The following is a 15,637-nucleotide window of genomic DNA, read 5'->3' as shown; positions in this document are numbered from 1 at the left end:
TTAGGGGCGTAGCAAGGAGTTCGGGAGGCACGCCTCCCGCTTGCGCAGCCGGCCGGCAGTGCAATGCCGGCAGTGGGGCGCAGAGCGCGGGCGAGGGTGGGGGTAAAAGCGTCAAGCCAAGGACATGCCTTGTCGGACGTAACAACCCCCATCCCAGCCGGAGGATCGAGTTTGCACACTCGATCCGCTTCGACGGCGCAAGGCTTGCCTTACGCAACCCCGTCTTAGCCCCCCTATTAGGGGGGAAGGAGCCGTTCGGCCCGGCATTGCGGCATTTACAGCCGGCGCACCTTCACCGTCTTTCCCTTGAGCTTGCCGGCGCCCAGCTTGCGCGCGGCATCGCCCGCCAAGCTGCGTTCGACTGCGACATAAGTCGTCTGATCGGTCACGTTGATTTTGCCGACCTGCTCGCGGCTCAGGCCGGCTTCAGCGGCCAGGGCGCCCATCACGTCGCCGGGGCGGATCTTGTCTTTCTTGCCGCCGAGGATCTGCAGGGTGCTCATCGGCGGCAGCAAGGGTTCTTCGCTGGCAGAGACGAGGGATTCCAGCGTATGCCATTCCGGCACGATGCGGCTCATCTGGGCGATGCCGGTGATCTTGCGCTCGTCCGCTGCGCTGCCCAAAGTCAGGGCCCAGCCATGCTGATCGGCACGGCCGGTGCGGCCGATGCGGTGGATGTGCACTTCCGGATCGGGCGTCACATCCACGTTGATCACCGCTTCGAGCTGGTCGATGTCCAGCCCGCGCGCGGCTACGTCGGTGGCCACCAGCACGGAGCAGCTGCGGTTGGCGAAGCGGATCAGCACCTGATCGCGTTCGTGTTGTTCCAGCTCGCCGTGCAAAGTCAGCACATGGAAGCCTTCATGGCGCAGCACGTCGAACAGCGCCTTGCACTGCTGACGCGTGTTGCAGAAGGCCAGGGTGCTGGTCGGGCGGTAGTGGCGCAGCAGCGCGCCGACGGCTTGCAGGCGGCCTTCGTGGCTGACTTCGTAGAAGCGCTGGCGGATCTTTTCCGGCTCGTGTGTTTCGGCGAGTTTCACTTCTTGCGGATTGCGCAGGAAACGGGCGGCCAGCTTGGCGATGCCGTCCGGATAGGTGGCGGAGAACAGCAAAGTCTGGCGCCCCGGCGGGCAGCGGCTGGCGACCCACTCAATGTCCTCGATGAAACCCATGTCGAGCATGCGGTCGGCTTCGTCCAGCACCAGCGTGTTGAGTCCGTCGAGTTTGAGACTCTCGCGCTGCAGGTGATCCATGATCCGCCCCGGCGTGCCGACGACGATGTGTGCGCCATGCTCCAGACTCGTCATCTGCGCCCGCATCGGCGCGCCGCCGCACAGGCTCAGAATCTTGATGTTGTCCTGGGCGCGGGCAAGGCGGCGGATTTCCTGCGAGACCTGCTCGGCCAGCTCGCGCGTCGGGCACAGCACCAGCGTCTGCACGCCGAAGTGGCGCGGGTTCAGGCGCGACAGCAGGGTCAGCGCGAAGGCGGCTGTCTTGCCGCTGCCGGTCTTGGCCTGGGCAATCAGATCATGCCCGGCCAGCGTCAGTGGCAGGCTGGCGGCCTGGATCGGCGTCATCTCGAAATACTCGAGCTGCTGCAACACGGCAAGCTGCCCGGGCGAGAGCGGCAGATCGGCGAAGGCGCGGCTGAGTGCTGCGGTTGGGGCGGGTGGGCTGCTGAGGTCTGCGGTCATGGAAGTGCGTCCTGAAGTGAATCTGCTTTACCGCAAAGGCACAAAGGGCCGCGAAAAAACATGGAAATAGTGAGTGTGAAAGCGATGGGGCGAAAGCTGCTTGTTCGGGCGTAGGGCGGGTTAGGCGAAGCCGTAACCCGCGCGGTCAGGTCGTGGATTGTCGCGATTAGCCTTGTGCGGAGGTTTCGTCCGCGCGGGTCAAATGACCCGCCCTACAAGGCTTCGCGCTGACGAAACCACTCAGAATACGACAAAGTACTTTTGCTCTTGCGATGCTCACGCAGCAATGCCATTTGGTTGTCAATCCCAATTTGTTTTTGCTGCAAACTCCAGAACACTGATTCTATTTGAGCGCTCGACTGAACATACTGCACTGAACGGTGGCCGTTTAACTTCCAATTATCCCGCCTTAAGGAAACGCTAGACTGCCCGATCCGGTTTGGAAGAGTCCCGATTTGCAGGAATACCTGCCTAAGAAGTGTTGCAGTAAAGCAGGAAAGTAGTTCATCAATGTCTTTGCTTGCCTTGGCACACTCTTCACCTCGAGCAATATTTTGGGCGACAGAGTCGAACCATGCTTGGTCTCGCACCTCGACAGACTCTTCAACACTAATGCGAATGGCCTTGAGTAATTTCAGGACATTCTTTCGCCATGGTGAAAGGGATGTCGTTTCCTTTAGTTCATACCAAGCCTCACGTCCAAGTAGCTGCTCTATCGCTGACTTCAGCATAATAATGTGAGAAGTGTCGTATTTGAGTGGCATTTGTGTGGCCCAGCAAGGATAAAAATGTTGTTCATGCCTAGCAAGTAGGGAGGGTTCGCGAAGCAACCCACCATGAGCTTTGCCGATACGCGATGGTGGGTTGTCGCTGCGCTCCGAACCCACCCTACGAATGACCGCTTTTGGCGCGTCGGCCTGAGCGATTACCCGCCCATCACCCTCAATGCGACGTACGCGGCCGGCCCGGGCGGCCGAAGGCCTTGTTGTTGGCGCGCGTGATTTCTTTTTCTTTCTCTTTGCGCGCTTCGAATTTTTCGGTCTTGGTCAGCGGCGGAATCGAGGCGCGCCAGGCGATGATGGCTTTGCTCAGATCCAGCGGGATCGGCTGCACCGGCGTCTGATCGCCTGCGCTGGGGTGGGCGGCGAGTTTTTCCTTGATGCGATAGACGCGCTCGTTGGCGTCGCTCTTGGGTGAGATGCCGGCCATGATGTATTGCGCTTCGGTGCTCAGGGTGTAGCCCTCGCCTTGCGCCAGCACCAGTCCGTGGCTGGAGAGGCGGACGAAGGCTTCGAGCAGCTTGGCTTCGGTGGGCAGGCGCGGCTGAATCATGGCGACGGCGACTACCACTTCGTCGATGGTGGCGGGCTTGCGCTTGGAGGCGAGGGTAATGGCCTGGAGCAGGAGCACATCGGCGTCGTGGATCTGTTGCATGAGCGGTTTCCGGAGGGAGAATTGAAAGTTGACCCGCGAGGGTAAACCATCTGGGCGGTTGGCGGCGGATTGTTTGTGTCGCGGGGTGGGCGCTTCGCATGAGTACGGCGAGCATTCCTGCCGAACCTTGAGTGGGGACGGTGGTTTTGCTCCCCTCGCCCTTCAAGGGAGAGGGGCAGGGGGAGAGGGTGTGCATTCACGCCGCTCGGGCCTGCTCGATCCCTCTCCCGGCGCTGCGCGCCACCCTCTCCCGCAAGGGGCGAGGGGAAAAGGGCTCTACGGCGCGAGTGGTGGCGGCATGATGCGCAGCGCATCCGGCGGCCCATCTTCCTTGAGAATCACGAAGTGGTCTGGCCGGTGTCTGGCGGGAATGCTCTTGCGCAGCGCCTCGAGCCAGGCGCGCAGTTCAGCCCGTTCGGGGGTTGGACTGTAGACGGCCCAGCTTTGCCCGGCCGGGCGCAGTGGCAGGCGGGCGGCGACATCGGCCGGTGCATCGCCAAGACGGGCGCTGACACTTTCCCGCAGCGCATCGAGTTTGTTGGTGATATCCCGTGCAGGAGTAATTGCCGCAGCCGGAGCGGGGGCCATCATCGGCGCGGGGGCGAGGCGGATTGCGGCGGGTGCGACCCGGGATGCCTTGGCTTCGGCCATTGGTGCGTCCTGACGGCTTGAGCTGAATCCGGGATTGTTATCGGGCGCCGCTGCCGGGGCTGCCGCGGGTGCGCGAGCCATTGCTGGAGCCGGACTGAGCTTTTTTGCTGCAGGTTGTGCGCGCTCGGCTTCCTTTGAATCGTTCAGGGCGATTTCTCCGATGGCCCGCTCGCGGCGTTCCGGCGGGTCGACTTCTCCACGCATACTTGGAAAGCCGCCCGCAACGGACTTGTCCAGACTACCTGTCTGCACAGGGGCGATGGGCGCGGCGGACAGGGCAGGCTGTGCGGAGAGTGACTTTGCGTGCGGCTCTGCAGGCATGCCTCCGGCGATTCCTGTTGGTTTGGGGGCGCTGGCGATCAGATGGGCCGGTGGGCCGATTTCAGCGGGTGCGGCGGCCTGGGCAATTTCGGGTTTTTGCTTGTGCGTCAAGGCTTCAGGCTCAACGCGGGTCTTGGCTTTGTCCTGCTGCAGAGCCAGGTTCGCGGCCTGAGCGCGATCCAGCGCGCTTTGCGCGTCGGCGAGTGAGCGTTCAGCGGTTTGCGCAAGATTGCGGGCTTCTGCAGGCACTTCGGCCGCAGTCGGCGCGGCAGGTGCAAGGGCCTCCTGGAAGACATCCTGCACGGCCACTTGCTGCGGGCTGGGCTGGTATTTGAGCACGAGTTGCACGCCGACCGCAGCGAGGATGGTGGCTAGCCCGGCCAGACGCAGATCGAACCAGCTGAAGCCGAGCCAGCCTGGTTTGCGGGTGGGCTTTGCGGCTTTAGCCGGCGTGGTTTGCGTTGCCTGTGCGCTTAGCCATTTTGCGGTGGCAGGCTGCAGAGCCGCACCGATGGCGGCTTTTGGCGAGGCTCCTTTGGCGATGTCCGCCAACAGGGCGTCTCGGCGGGGGGCCTGTGCCGCGTCAATGCGGGCGGCCATCTTCAGGAAGCTGGCTTCGAGGCTGGCAGGCGGGGTGAAGCCTTGCGGGTCAGGCTGGTTTTTGTAGGAGCTAGCGAAGCTGGCGATAGTACGAGTCCCCTGGTCCAGACTCAGATCGCCAGCTTCGCTAGCGCCTACGTCATGGGCTGTCTGTGCCGCCCGCGCCGCTGCCGCAAACGCCGCTTCAAATTCCGCGCGGGGCTCATACGCCGGCAGTGCCTGCAGCAGGCCTGCCAGCCGGTCTTCGCCCGCGAGAAAGCGTTCGAACGCGCTCACGCCGCCTCCTCCAGTTCGCGGCGCAGACGCGTGAAGGCGTAGCGCAGGCGGCTTTTTACGGTCTCGAAACCTTCGCCGACAGTGTGGGCGATTTCTTCCAGACTCATTTCGCTGAAGAAACGCAGGACCACGACTTCGCGCTGATTCGCCGGCAGGGCGAGCAGGGCTTTGTGCACCTGCGCGAGGTTCTGGCGCAGAGCGAGTTCGGCTTCCTGGGTGAGGTCGTGATCCGGCGTTTCGGGATGGGTTTCGTCGAGTTCTTCACGCAGGCTTTCGGCGGAGGAGCGGCGCAGATCCAGCCACAGATTGCGCGCGATCTGGAACAGGAAAGTGCGGAAAGCGGCTTGCGGTTTGTAATCGGCACAGCGCGTCATGAGCTTCTCCCAGCTGCGCTGGGCAATGTCCTCGGCTTCGGCGGCATTGCCCTGGCATTGCCAGGCGATGAAGTTGTACAGCGCCCGGTTGTGGCGGCGGAACAGTTCGGTGGCGGGCGCTTCGATGATGCCGCTGGCCACCAGCAGCATCAGGTCTTCGTCCGGCAGATTTGCGAGTTCGGCGGCATTCTTCATGCCGCGAAGTATAGCCCGCAGGGCCTGTACTGCAGGAGCGGCTTCAGCGCGAAAGCCTTCGCGGCTGAAGCCGCTCCGTGGCTTATCGACACCACGTTTCCGTAGGGCCGACCCTTCGACAAGCTCAGGAGAGCCTTCAGTCGGCCAACCGAGCGTGGCGTGCGACTGAAGTCGCACCTACCGGATCATTTCGTCGCTTTCGTGCTGAGCGAACTGGCCAGATCAATCAGGCGCAGGAACTCGCCGCGATAACCGAACTTGTCCTTGCCGAGGTTGTTCATCGCCAGCTGACGGGCATCGGCATAGGTCCAGCTGCCGGTGTATTTGCCGCCTTTCAATATCTGGCCATAGGCGGCCACAGCCGTGGTGAAGCGGAATTCGCTGCTGGCAGCGTCCAGCGACTTGATCGCGTTGCGTTGCAGGGCGAAGTCGATGAGCTGGCTGTTGCTGGCTTCGGGCAGTTTGTAGCGCAGCTTGAGGTGGCCGAGTTCATTGGCGCGCGGGCCTTCCGTGCTGGCTTGCGGGGCATAGCGCAAGGCATCCACGCTGGGTTTGCCGCCGACCAGGGTCAGCTCATACAGCGCGGTGACGGTGTGGCCGGCACCGATATCGCCGGCATCGACGGCATCGTTGTTGAAATCTTCACGCGCCAGCTGACGGTTCTCGTAGCCGATCTGGCGATACTCCTTGACTACCGCCGGGTTGAACTCGATCTGCACCTTTACGTCCTTGGCAATGGTCGCGAGGGTCGAAGTCATTTCATTGACCAGCACCTTGTGGCCTTCCATCAGGCTGTCGATGTAGGAGTAAGCACCGTCACCCACATCGGCGATCTGCTCCATCATGGCCTCGTTGTAATTGCCCGTGCCGAAGCCGAGTGTCGACAGCGAGATGCCGGATTTGCGTTTCTCTTCGATCATGCTTTTGAGCTGACGGTTATCGCTGATGCCGACATTGAAATCGCCATCGGTGGCCAGCAGGATGCGGTTGATGCCACCCTTGATGAAACTCTGCTGTGCCGCGCTGTAGGCCAGCTGGATGCCGGAAGCGCCGGCTGTGCTGCCACTGGAGCGCAGTGCGTCAATCGCGGCGTTGATCGTGGCCTTCTCGTTGCCGGCTGTGGGTGAGAGTGCGACGCGCGTGCCATCAGCATAGGTGACGAGGGAGAGGCGATCCTGCTCACGCATCTCATTCACCAGCAGCTTGAGCGAGGATTTGAGCAGGGGCAGTTTGTCCGCGCTGTTCATCGAGCCGGAGACGTCGACCAGAAACACCAGATTGGCGGGTGGCAGCGCCTGCTTGGCAATGTCCTGGCCCTTGATGGCAATGCGCAGCAAGATGCGCTCGGCATTCCAGGGTGCCGGCGCCATTTCGGTGTGTACGGCAAATGGCCGCCCGTCCTTCGGCAGAGCGTAGTCGTAGGGGACGTAGTTGATCAGTTCCTCGACGCGCACCGCGTCGCTGGGTGGCAGGTGACCGGCATTGAGCATGCGCCGCACATTGCTGTAGCTGCCCGTATCCACGTCGATGCTGAAGGTGGAAACCGGCGCCTCGGCGACCTGTTTGACCGGGTTGTCCTTGAGCTGGCCGTAGCGTTCGCGATCATCCTGTGGCTGCTGGCGGATGGCTTCATATACGGCGGGTGCGGGCTGCGTTGCGTAGGCCATCATCTTGTTGGCGCTGATGTCACGCTTCATCTCGCCTTTCGGCGCATCCCTGCGGGGGGCTGTGGGGGCGGCAAGGGCGCCTGCGAGAATGGATTCCGCAGGTTTCCCTTGCGTGATCGCTGGCTGTGGCTGTGGCTGCGACGCTAGCTTGATTTCGTTCTCGCTCCGGTGAGCGATGCCCGGCTGCGATTGGGCGGACGTGCCGTCCTGCTGGGTGACTGCGCAGGCGGCGAGCAGGCCGGCCAGCAATAATGCGAGCAGGCGGGGAAGGGTGCGAGGTTTCATGTTCAGTCTCCTGGGTTGAGCGATGCGTGAGACTGAAACGGACGAGTACCGGGAAATGGGTTGATGGTTTTGTCGCAAGTCGCAAGGCGCAAGGCGCAAGGCGAGGAACGGGCTTGCCGCTTGGCGCCTTAGTCGCCAGAATCGGCACCTTGGATTCGCCACCGGAGAGTGAACGTGCGTGCTTTTACCCTGATCGTTTTGGGCCTGACCCTGAGCTTGCAAACCGCACTGGCGGCACCAGAGCTGCGTCCCGAAAAGTGGGCACGGCCAGTGATCGATACTTCGGTTGGCAATCTGTTTCAGGTGGCGCCGGATCTGTATCGCGCCGAGCAGCCGGGCAAGTCGGATGTTGCAGACCTGAAGGCGCTGGGTATCAAGAGTTTCATGAATTTACGCGAGTATCACAGTGACTCAGCCGACTTCGAGAAGCAGGGCTTTACGCGTTTGCGCCACGCGATGGCGGCAGGTTCGGTGAAGTCCGAGGATCTGGTGATCGTGCTGCGCCAGATCAATCAGGCGGCCAAGCCGGTGCTGGTGCACTGCTGGCATGGCAGTGACCGCACCGGTTTCGTGATCGCTGGCTACCGTCTGGTGTTCCAGGGCTGGAGTAAGGCGGAGGCGATTGACGAGTTGCGGCGCGGTGGCTTCGGTTATCACGAACGAACCTATCCCAATGTCAAGAAGACCATCGAGGCGCTGGATGTGGAGGCGATCAAGCGTGCGGTGTTTGAGGACAAAGCCGCCTCCGTGCGCTGAAACCGCCCTGAAACTCTTGCTTGCCGACTATCTGATATCGACCGAGAAGGTCCGGCTGTCCGAGTAGCCGTTTGCCTTGACCTTGATTTTGAACCAGACCGGTCCGGTTTGATCCGGTGCCGTGACGTGGAAGGTGACCTTGTGGTTGTCATCGGAGAGCGTTTTAGTCACGCTGCCAATATCGTGGCCGCTGGTCTGGTCGAGCGACCAGTCAATGTCGCCGCCAGAGATCTCGCCCATGCTGGATGCGCGGGCTTCGATCTTGATGTCATCGTTGGTGTACTCATCCGACGGATAGCTCAGATCGGTGATTGAAATCGAGGTGTAAAGCGCCGCCAGTGGTTTGTCGCTGCCGCCACCACACGCAGCGAGCAGGGCAATGAATGCGATCAGGGCTGCGCGTCGCAGCAGGGTTCGGCGAAGTGGGGGGCATGAATGGGTCGTCATCGCGGTGTCCTTACGAACGAGATGGGTCTGAGTGAGTCTTTTCCCCAAGTATAGTCGGCGCATGTTTAGCTATAAGTGCCACAAAGGGATGCAAACTTCGTCGGTGCAGCTTTGCTGGCGCAGGCATGTAAAAAGCCGCACACTTAATCTTACGGCAAAACTAATTTCGGGATCGTTCGCATGCCCCCTCGTTGGCGCGCTCTTCGCCGCTGGTACCAGGATCATCAGGTCGGCGTATTCGACTTGATGGCGCTGGCGGTCGCCTGCGTGCTGGTGTGCGGGCTTATCTTCTCAACGGAAATTGCCGTGCCGGTGCTGCGTTATGCACGTGAGCATTCGGTCTGGCAGCTTGAGTCGGTGTTTTTGTGTCTGGCGACAACCTGGGGCTTTCTGGCGATTTTTGCCTGGCGGCGCTGGCGGGATGTCATTCATTTGCTGGAGGCTGCCGAAACCGATGTTTTGACCAGTCTGGCAAACCGGCGCAAGACCTTGCGCGTGCTGGCGCATGAATTTGATCGCGCCGAGCGTTATGGACGCCCGCTGTCGCTGGTAATGCTGGATATCGATCACTTCAAACAGGTGAATGACAGCTTCGGCCATCCGGTTGGGGACGAAGTACTCAGGGCCGTGGCGCGACGCATCCAGCGCAAGATGCGGGTGTCGGATCATTTTGGCCGCTGGGGTGGCGAGGAGTTCTTGCTGATTTGCCCGGAAACCGATGATGCAGGCGCGGTCCGGATTGCCGAGCGTATGCGCCGTGCAATCAAGCAAAGCAGGGTAGGACGTGCCGGTCAGGTGACAGCCAGCTTTGGCGTCAGCACCTATCTGGGTGAAGGCGACTGCGAGAGCTTGATCGAACAAGCCGATCGGTATCTGTATGCGGCCAAGCAGGGCGGCCGCGATTGCGTGATGAGTACTTCCTCTAGCACGCGTTCATCGGCCCCGACAGAGTTGCTTTCTGAAATGGACATGCCCCGGGTAAAACCAGTGCGGCGCCGTATCTGAGTTCAGACGCAGCCAAGGGTTGTGGGGCATTCACTTCAGGAGCCGCCCGGACAGCCTCGCCCAGCTTGCTTGCGCAGACTGCCATGCTGAAGAGGTAATAGGGGCGGGGTTCTTCGGGCCGAGGGGTTTGTCGCTGCTGCCCCTCTCCCTGCCAAGAAGAGGGGGCCGAGCGGGCCCATGACTTGCGACTTGCGATTAGTCCCTCGCCCTAAGGCGCAGGCGTTTCTGCCGCGACGGGAGCCTGGCGCGGCAGGCGGATGCTGAAAGTGGTGCCGACGCCGAGGGTGGAGTTGACGCTGATGTTGCCGCCCAGGGTCTTGCTGATCAGGCTTTCGACGATGGTCATGCCCAGTCCGCTGCCGCCTTTTCCGATCTTGGTGCTGAAGAAGGGCAGGAACAGTTTTTCAAGATTTTCGGCGGGAATTCCGATGCCATTGTCGCTGACGCGCAGCGTGACTTGCTGCTCATCGGCGCTGGCGCTGAGGGTTAGCAGGCCGTCTGAGCGCCCTTCAAAGGCGTGCAGGTAGGCGTTGTTGATCAGATTTATGCAGACTTGGCCGAGAGGTCCCGGCTGGCTATCCATCAGGATGCCCTTCGGAATGTCGACGACGAGTTTGTGCGGATGGCGTTTGAGGCTGGGTTGCAGGCTGGCAACGATTTCGTGGATGACTTCGCCCAAGTCGAATTCGCGGCGTTGCTCGCTGGCCTGATCGGCGGCGACTTGTTTGAAATTGCTCAGAAGTTCGTTGGCACGCTGCAGATTGCGTTGCAGGATGTTGAGGCCGTCTCGCTGCACAGAAAAATAGTCGGTGAGGTTGCTGCGTTTGATCTGGCCGCTTTCCATCAGGTGTTCCAACTCGCGCGTGGCGTCATCCAGAGTGCCGGCGGTCATTACGCTGTTGCCCAGTGGCGTGCCGAGTTCATGGGTGATGCTGGCCACCATGATGCTCAGGGCTGCGCGGGCTTCGCTGCGCGCCAGGTCTTCCAGCGAGTGTTGCAAGGCGGCGTTGGCGGCGTCCAGCTCTCGGCTGCGCTGGGCGACGCGCGCTTCCAGCGTTGCGTTGAGTTCGCGCACCCGGTCTTCGGCCTGCTTGCGGCGCAGGATGTTGTGCACCCGGGCTTGCAGCAGGATGTGATTCACGGGCTTGGTCAGGTAGTCATCGGCACCGAGTTCGAAGCCGTCCAGTTGGCTGCGCTCGGAGTCGTCTGCGCTGAGGAAGATCACCGGGATGGCGGCCGTATGTGGATCTGCGCGCAGGGCGGTGAGCACTTCGATGCCACTCATGTCCGGCATCATCACGTCGAGGACGAGCAGCTGGGGCTGTTCCTCTTTGTGACAAAGGGCGATGGCATCCGGCCCGTTGGTGGCGAGTTTGAGGCGGTAATCGTGTTTGAGGATGGCGGCCAGTACATGCAGATTGCTGGGCGTGTCATCCACCAGCAGGAGCAGCGGTTTATCTGCGTGTTCTGCACTCATGATGAAGGCTCCTTACAAAGTTTTGCCTGGATCCGGCTCAGGCTGGCCAGTGCGCCCTCGTGATCGAAACGGTCGAGTTGTTGGGCAAGTTGTTGCAGCGCTTCGCTGTGTGTGGGGGTTTGTCTGAGCACGTGCAATTGGGCGATCAGCGTTTCAGGGATCAACTCGTACTCCTCTAGATATGGGCGCAGTGCCTTTACCCAGGCCAGAATCGCGGCCGATGTATTTTCGTTTGCGGGTGCTTGTACGTGTGGAACGGCAGACTGTGCCAGCGCGGCGGGGAGCCATTTCAGGAGCACGCGAGCCAGCTCTTCCGGTTCGATCGGCTTGGCCACAAAGTCCACCATTCCGGCCGCAATGCAGCGCTCCTTGTCCGCCTGCATCACGGCAGCGGTCATTGCTATGATCGGCAGATTGGCCAGACCCGGTAAAGCATGGATGATTGTGCTGGCTTCGCAACCATCCATGGTGGGCATGTGTTGATCCATCAGAATGAGATCGAAGCACTCTTGCGCCACAGCCTCCACGGCCAGACCACCATGCTCAACCACGACAGGTTCGACCCCATGCTGCTTGAGCATGCCGATTGCGACCAGCTGATTGATGCGGTTGTCCTCGACCAGCAGTACACGCGCACCGGCAAAGCTCTGGCACGCATCGTTCAGTCCAGTGCTGCTGCTGTGGGTATGGGCAGAATCGCTGGTGTGATGCGGAGCTTCCTGTAAGGCGACGGTGAAACTGAAGTTGGCGCCCTTGCCGGGTTCGCTGGAGACGGTGATTTCGCCACCCATCAGGCTTACCAGACGCTGGCAGATGCTCAGCCCCAGTCCGGTGCCGCCAAAGCGCCTGGTGATGGAATTGTCAGCCTGCGCAAAGGCCTGAAAGATGCGCGCCGATTGCTCGGGGCTCAGGCCGATGCCGCTGTCTTTGACGCTGAAGCGCAGGCTTGAGCCCGTGCCGGTTTTCGTCATCAGTTCCAGCTGCAACTGGATCTCGCCGTGCTCGGTGAATTTGATGGCATTGCCGATCAGATTATTGAGGATCTGTCCCAGGCGCAGCGGATCGCCCACAACGGCCTGCGGCACATCCGGGGCAATGTGGACGAGGAGTTTCAAGCCCTTGCGCTCGATTTCAGATCCGAACAGGTCGGTGACGTCGGCAAACAGGGCGTGTGGTGACAAAGGGGTCAGGCTCAGCTCCAGCTGGCCGGCTTCGATCTTCGAGTAATCCAGAATGTCGTTGAGGATGCCCAGCAACGAGCGCGACGAGCCGAATACCTTCTCCAGATAATCCTGTTGCTGGGGCTGCAGCGGGGTGTTCAGCACCAGCTGGGTCAAGCCCATGATGGCGTTCATCGGCGTGCGGATTTCGTGGCTCATGTTGGCCAGGAATTCGCTTTTTGCGCGGTTGGCGCGTTCGGCGGCTTCCTTGGCTTCCAGCAAGCGCTCTTCATGCAACTTGGCATCTGTGATTTCGTAGCGGATGGCGATGTACTGTTCCGGTTTGCCGTCCATATCCAGAATCGGCGCAATCGTGGTGTCCACCCAGTACAGACGCCCGCTTTTGGCCTGATTGCAGATCTGTCCACGCCAGGCGTGGCCGCTGCCAATGGTCTGCCACAGCTCGGCGAAAAAGTATTTCGGATGATGGCCGGAATTGATGATGCGATGATCTTTGCCCAGCAATTCGTCGAGTGAGTATCCGGAGACCTCGCAAAATTTGTTGTTGGCATAGGTGATGCGCCCGGCCTTGTCGGTGATGGCGACGATGGCGTGGGCGTCCAGTGCGCCTTTCAGATCGATCAGCGACTGGGTCAGGCGTTTTTGTTCGGTAATTTCAACTTGCGTGCCAGCGATCCATTCCGGCAAGCCCTCGGCGGTGTGCGAGAACAGCCGGCCATGCGAGGCGATCCATACCCATTTGCCATTTTTGTGGCGCATCCTGAATTCGCTGGCAAAGTAGGGCAGGGTATTGTTGAAATGCTGTACCAGCAATTCGCCGGTGCGGACAAAATCGTCCGGATGGATTAGCGCCTCCCAGGTCTGAATGCTGATGGGTGACAGCTCGGCGAGGGTGTAGCCGATCATCTGTGCCCAGCGTTCGTTCAGCTTGACCTCGCCGGTTTGCACGTTCCATTCCCAAGTGCCGGCGTTGGTGCCATCGACCACATTGGCCAGATGCTGACGCTCTTCCGCCAGGGCGTGTTCGGCGTGCAGACTGGCGGCCTGACTGGCCTCGATCAGCCGACGGCTGCGCAGCAGCCAGAACAGGGCGGCGGCCAACAGTAGCGTGGCGATCAGGCCGCCGGACAGGACTGACTGGCTGTTGCGGTGCGAGTTACGGGCCAGAAATTCGGGGCGGGGGTGCAGAACGAGCTCCCATGGGCGAGAGCCGACTTCGATAGTCAGGGACAAATCCTGCTCGCCCGCGACGGTGTTTATCAGCGCAGGCGATGTGTGCCAGTCGCTGTCTTCGCCAAGCGCCGAAAGCAGCAGTTTGCGTGATGCATTGGCCTGATCGAAAACGAGCAGATCAAAGCCCCCGCTGTCGGCGCGCAGCGCTGTTTCACGCAGCAGATTGGCGATCAGGATGACGCCTGCGACATAGCCTTGCAAAGACGCGCGTCGCGCCTCGACGGTATTCGGGTTGGCGTCGCGATATACGGCCATCGAGATTGCGAAGGCTTCAGCCGCCTCGGATTGTTTACCGTCGCTGATGAGCCGGAATGATTCCGAGGCGATGGCGCGCCCCGTGTCGCGGGCCATCAGTTTGGACGTCATGCGTGCCGGGTCGAAACCCATATCCACGCCAATCGCGCCCGAGGCTTCTGGCCAGGCGAAGAGTACCGGCACGTATTCCGCACGCGGGCGCACCGGGATGAAGCGGCCTTCGGCCGGTTCGGTGACGCGGAAGTCCGGCAAGCCATCGGCGCGGACTCTGGCTTCGAAGGCTGCCAGCTGCGGGGCTGGCACAACAGGTTGCCATTCCAGAAAACTGAAAACCTGGGAGCCTGAGGATACCCGATTGGTGTAATCCAGGAATTCTGTGCGGCGCAGCTGGTCTTGCGAGGCAATCATCAGGCTGGTGCTGCGCACCGTTTCCAGCGCGCGCTTCAAATCCAGATCGAAGGCGTCGATGACGGCCTGGCCAGCGGCAGTCAGGCGCTCGCGGCGCTGAAGATCGACGGTGGTGTCCAGACTGCGATAGAGCAGCCATGAGCCGCCGCAGCCAAACAGCAGAATGATCGTCACCAGGCTGAAATCAAACCAGGGCACGTTCAGCAGAGCGCGCCAAGCTTGGGCAAGGCTTCGTCTCATCACTGGCGCAGACCCTGGGTGGTGATCAGCTGGTCATATAAAACGTACTGGTCGCGAACGAATTTTTCAGGATCCTTCACGTTCAGCAAGGCCGATTGGGCGCCCAGCTGGATATTGCCAGCCAGCCACTGCGGGTCTTTGGCGAGTTTGGCCAAGACTGTCTTCCATTTGCTGGTGACTTCGGCAGGAAGCTTGGCGGGGCCCATCAGGGCCGTCCAGCCCTGAATCTGCACCATGTCGCGCAAGCCGGCTTCGCGTGCGGTGAGCAAATCGGGCGCTTGGGTCATGCGCGCCGGCGCGGTGGTGAATAGTCCGCGCAGCTTGCCGGCCTGCATGCCGGGGAGCACCGTGTTGGCGTTGTTGCAGACGAAGTCGACGTGCCCATTAACCAGATCCTCTGTGGCAGTGGCGCCGCTGGTGGAATACCGCACCTTGGCAGCTTCGGGTTTGAGACCACCGAGGGCGAGCAGATATTGCGCGGCCAGATTCTGGATGGTGCCGGCCCCGGATGTCCCGTATTTCAGTTTTCCCGGCTGCTGACGAATTGCCGCGAGCAGATCGCGGGAGGTTTTGTAGGGCGAGTCTTTGCGTACGGCGCAAATCAGCGGGTTCGTTGAAAGGATCGCCAGGGTGGTGAATTCATCCTGATCGTAGGGGCGCTTGACTTCTATTGCCGGCGCAATCGCATGCGTCCCGACGCGGGCGATGAGCAATGTGTAGCCATCGGGCGCGGCCGCGCGCACCCACAGCGAGGCCGTGAGTCCGGAGGCTCCCGTGCGGTTTTCGAATACCGGTGCGCGCGCGTTCATATCCGGATGGGTAAGACTGCCGAGCATGCGCCCTATTACATCCGTATCGCTGCCCGCGGCATACGGAATCACCAGCGTGATGGGACGGCTGGGGTAGGGCTCGGCGGCCTGAGCGCTGGCCTGCAATAGTCCCCAAATAATCAATAGTCCGACTGCGCGAAACATGAGCGCCCTCTCCATCCCGAATGTCGTGCGCAGGCCAAGCAAGGCCGGTGCTACGAAGGTTTACGGGGTGGGCCGGGTTTTCTTGAGGGATGCAGCCTGAAAGGTCGCTTACATCATGTGCTCGAAGAGTCGCTCTGCACTTGGATCTTCAGATAGGGATGGTG

General features: G+C 61.1%; 12 protein-coding genes. 2 read left to right on the top strand and 10 right to left on the bottom strand.

The genetic code is table 11. From position 1 onward, the window contains the following. Positions 1 to 275 precede the first annotated feature (275 nt). The 6 genes from dbpA to ABXR19_RS08880 all read right to left on the bottom strand — a co-directional run bounded on the left by dbpA (position 276) and on the right by ABXR19_RS08880 (position 7,497). On the bottom strand, positions 276 to 1,694 hold the full coding sequence (dbpA, locus tag ABXR19_RS08905; RefSeq protein WP_354600771.1) for an ATP-dependent RNA helicase DbpA: 1,419 nt from the start codon (positions 1,692 to 1,694) through the stop codon (positions 276 to 278). A 212-nt stretch (positions 1,695 to 1,906) separates the two neighbouring features. Beyond that, positions 1,907 to 2,458, bottom strand: coding sequence for a hypothetical protein (locus tag ABXR19_RS08900; RefSeq protein WP_354600770.1), 552 nt, complete (start codon positions 2,456 to 2,458; stop codon positions 1,907 to 1,909). A gap of 178 nt (positions 2,459 to 2,636) precedes the next feature. Further along, positions 2,637 to 3,128, bottom strand: a complete 492-nt coding sequence (locus tag ABXR19_RS08895; RefSeq protein WP_354600769.1) for a hypothetical protein — start codon at positions 3,126 to 3,128, stop codon at positions 2,637 to 2,639. Positions 3,129 to 3,404: 276 nt separating this feature from the next. Further along, complete coding sequence (locus ABXR19_RS08890; RefSeq protein WP_354600768.1) at positions 3,405 to 4,976, bottom strand: hypothetical protein; 1,572 nt, start codon at positions 4,974 to 4,976, stop codon at positions 3,405 to 3,407. After that, positions 4,973 to 5,545 carry a sigma-70 family RNA polymerase sigma factor gene (locus ABXR19_RS08885; protein WP_354600767.1) on the bottom strand — a complete coding sequence of 191 codons (573 nt, stop codon included), beginning with the start codon at positions 5,543 to 5,545 and terminating at the stop codon, positions 4,973 to 4,975. Before ABXR19_RS08885 ends, ABXR19_RS08890 begins: the two co-directional genes overlap by 4 nt. Before the next feature lie 185 nt (positions 5,546 to 5,730). Further along, on the bottom strand, positions 5,731 to 7,497 hold the full coding sequence (locus ABXR19_RS08880) for a vWA domain-containing protein (protein WP_354600766.1): 1,767 nt from the start codon (positions 7,495 to 7,497) through the stop codon (positions 5,731 to 5,733). A 174-nt stretch (positions 7,498 to 7,671) separates the two neighbouring features. On the opposite strand from ABXR19_RS08880, the gene ABXR19_RS08875 reads away from it, so the two are divergent. Continuing rightward, on the top strand, positions 7,672 to 8,253 hold the full coding sequence (locus ABXR19_RS08875; RefSeq protein ID WP_354600765.1) for a phosphatase domain-containing putative toxin: 582 nt from the start codon (positions 7,672 to 7,674) through the stop codon (positions 8,251 to 8,253). A 27-nt stretch (positions 8,254 to 8,280) separates the two neighbouring features. On the opposite strand, the gene ABXR19_RS08870 is transcribed toward ABXR19_RS08875, so the two are convergent. Then, positions 8,281 to 8,700 carry a hypothetical protein gene (locus tag ABXR19_RS08870; RefSeq protein WP_354600764.1) on the bottom strand — a complete coding sequence of 140 codons (420 nt, stop codon included), beginning with the start codon at positions 8,698 to 8,700 and terminating at the stop codon, positions 8,281 to 8,283. Positions 8,701 to 8,880: 180 nt separating this feature from the next. On the opposite strand from ABXR19_RS08870, the gene ABXR19_RS08865 reads away from it, so the two are divergent. After that, positions 8,881 to 9,705 carry a GGDEF domain-containing protein gene (locus ABXR19_RS08865; RefSeq protein ID WP_354600763.1) on the top strand — a complete coding sequence of 275 codons (825 nt, stop codon included), beginning with the start codon at positions 8,881 to 8,883 and terminating at the stop codon, positions 9,703 to 9,705. A 208-nt stretch (positions 9,706 to 9,913) separates the two neighbouring features. Here ABXR19_RS08865 and ABXR19_RS08860 read toward each other — a convergent pair whose 3' ends face one another. The 3 genes from ABXR19_RS08860 to ABXR19_RS08850 are packed head-to-tail and all read right to left on the bottom strand — an operon-like array spanning position 9,914 to position 15,473. Beyond that, a complete protein-coding gene (locus ABXR19_RS08860) occupies positions 9,914 to 11,182 on the bottom strand; it encodes an ATP-binding protein (RefSeq protein ID WP_354600762.1) in 1,269 nt (422 codons plus the stop codon). Continuing rightward, positions 11,179 to 14,499 (bottom strand): CHASE domain-containing hybrid sensor histidine kinase/response regulator, encoded by a 3,321-nt coding sequence (locus tag ABXR19_RS08855; protein ID WP_354600761.1) that lies wholly within the window; start codon positions 14,497 to 14,499, stop codon positions 11,179 to 11,181. Before ABXR19_RS08855 ends, ABXR19_RS08860 begins: the two co-directional genes overlap by 4 nt. After that, entirely contained in the window at positions 14,499 to 15,473 is a 975-nt protein-coding gene (locus ABXR19_RS08850; protein ID WP_354600760.1) for a Bug family tripartite tricarboxylate transporter substrate binding protein, read from the bottom strand. Before ABXR19_RS08850 ends, ABXR19_RS08855 begins: the two co-directional genes overlap by 1 nt. Positions 15,474 to 15,637: the final 164 nt, after the last annotated feature.

The organism is Uliginosibacterium flavum (assembly GCF_040566545.1).
Taxonomy (GTDB): domain Bacteria; phylum Pseudomonadota; class Gammaproteobacteria; order Burkholderiales; family Rhodocyclaceae; genus Uliginosibacterium; species Uliginosibacterium flavum.
The sequence above is the reverse complement of the archived record's forward strand: the minus strand, read 5'-3'. Positions and strand labels throughout refer to the sequence as shown.

What these genes read in the sequence shown, in the direction of transcription:
- ABXR19_RS08880 (WP_354600766.1), bottom strand. Translation starts at nt 7,497, where the DNA reads ATGAAACCTCGCACCCTTCCCCGCCTGCTCGCATTATTGCTGGCCGGC.
- ABXR19_RS08865 (WP_354600763.1), top strand. Translation starts at nt 8,881, where the DNA reads ATGCCCCCTCGTTGGCGCGCTCTTCGCCGCTGGTACCAGGATCATCAG.
- ABXR19_RS08885 (WP_354600767.1), bottom strand. Translation starts at nt 5,545, where the DNA reads ATGAAGAATGCCGCCGAACTCGCAAATCTGCCGGACGAAGACCTGATG.
- ABXR19_RS08895 (WP_354600769.1), bottom strand. Translation starts at nt 3,128, where the DNA reads ATGCAACAGATCCACGACGCCGATGTGCTCCTGCTCCAGGCCATTACC.
- ABXR19_RS08855 (WP_354600761.1), bottom strand. Translation starts at nt 14,499, where the DNA reads ATGAGACGAAGCCTTGCCCAAGCTTGGCGCGCTCTGCTGAACGTGCCC.
- ABXR19_RS08900 (WP_354600770.1), bottom strand. Translation starts at nt 2,458, where the DNA reads ATGCCACTCAAATACGACACTTCTCACATTATTATGCTGAAGTCAGCG.
- ABXR19_RS08860 (WP_354600762.1), bottom strand. Translation starts at nt 11,182, where the DNA reads ATGAGTGCAGAACACGCAGATAAACCGCTGCTCCTGCTGGTGGATGAC.
- ABXR19_RS08870 (WP_354600764.1), bottom strand. Translation starts at nt 8,700, where the DNA reads ATGACGACCCATTCATGCCCCCCACTTCGCCGAACCCTGCTGCGACGC.
- dbpA (WP_354600771.1), bottom strand. Translation starts at nt 1,694, where the DNA reads ATGACCGCAGACCTCAGCAGCCCACCCGCCCCAACCGCAGCACTCAGC.
- ABXR19_RS08850 (WP_354600760.1), bottom strand. Translation starts at nt 15,473, where the DNA reads ATGTTTCGCGCAGTCGGACTATTGATTATTTGGGGACTATTGCAGGCC.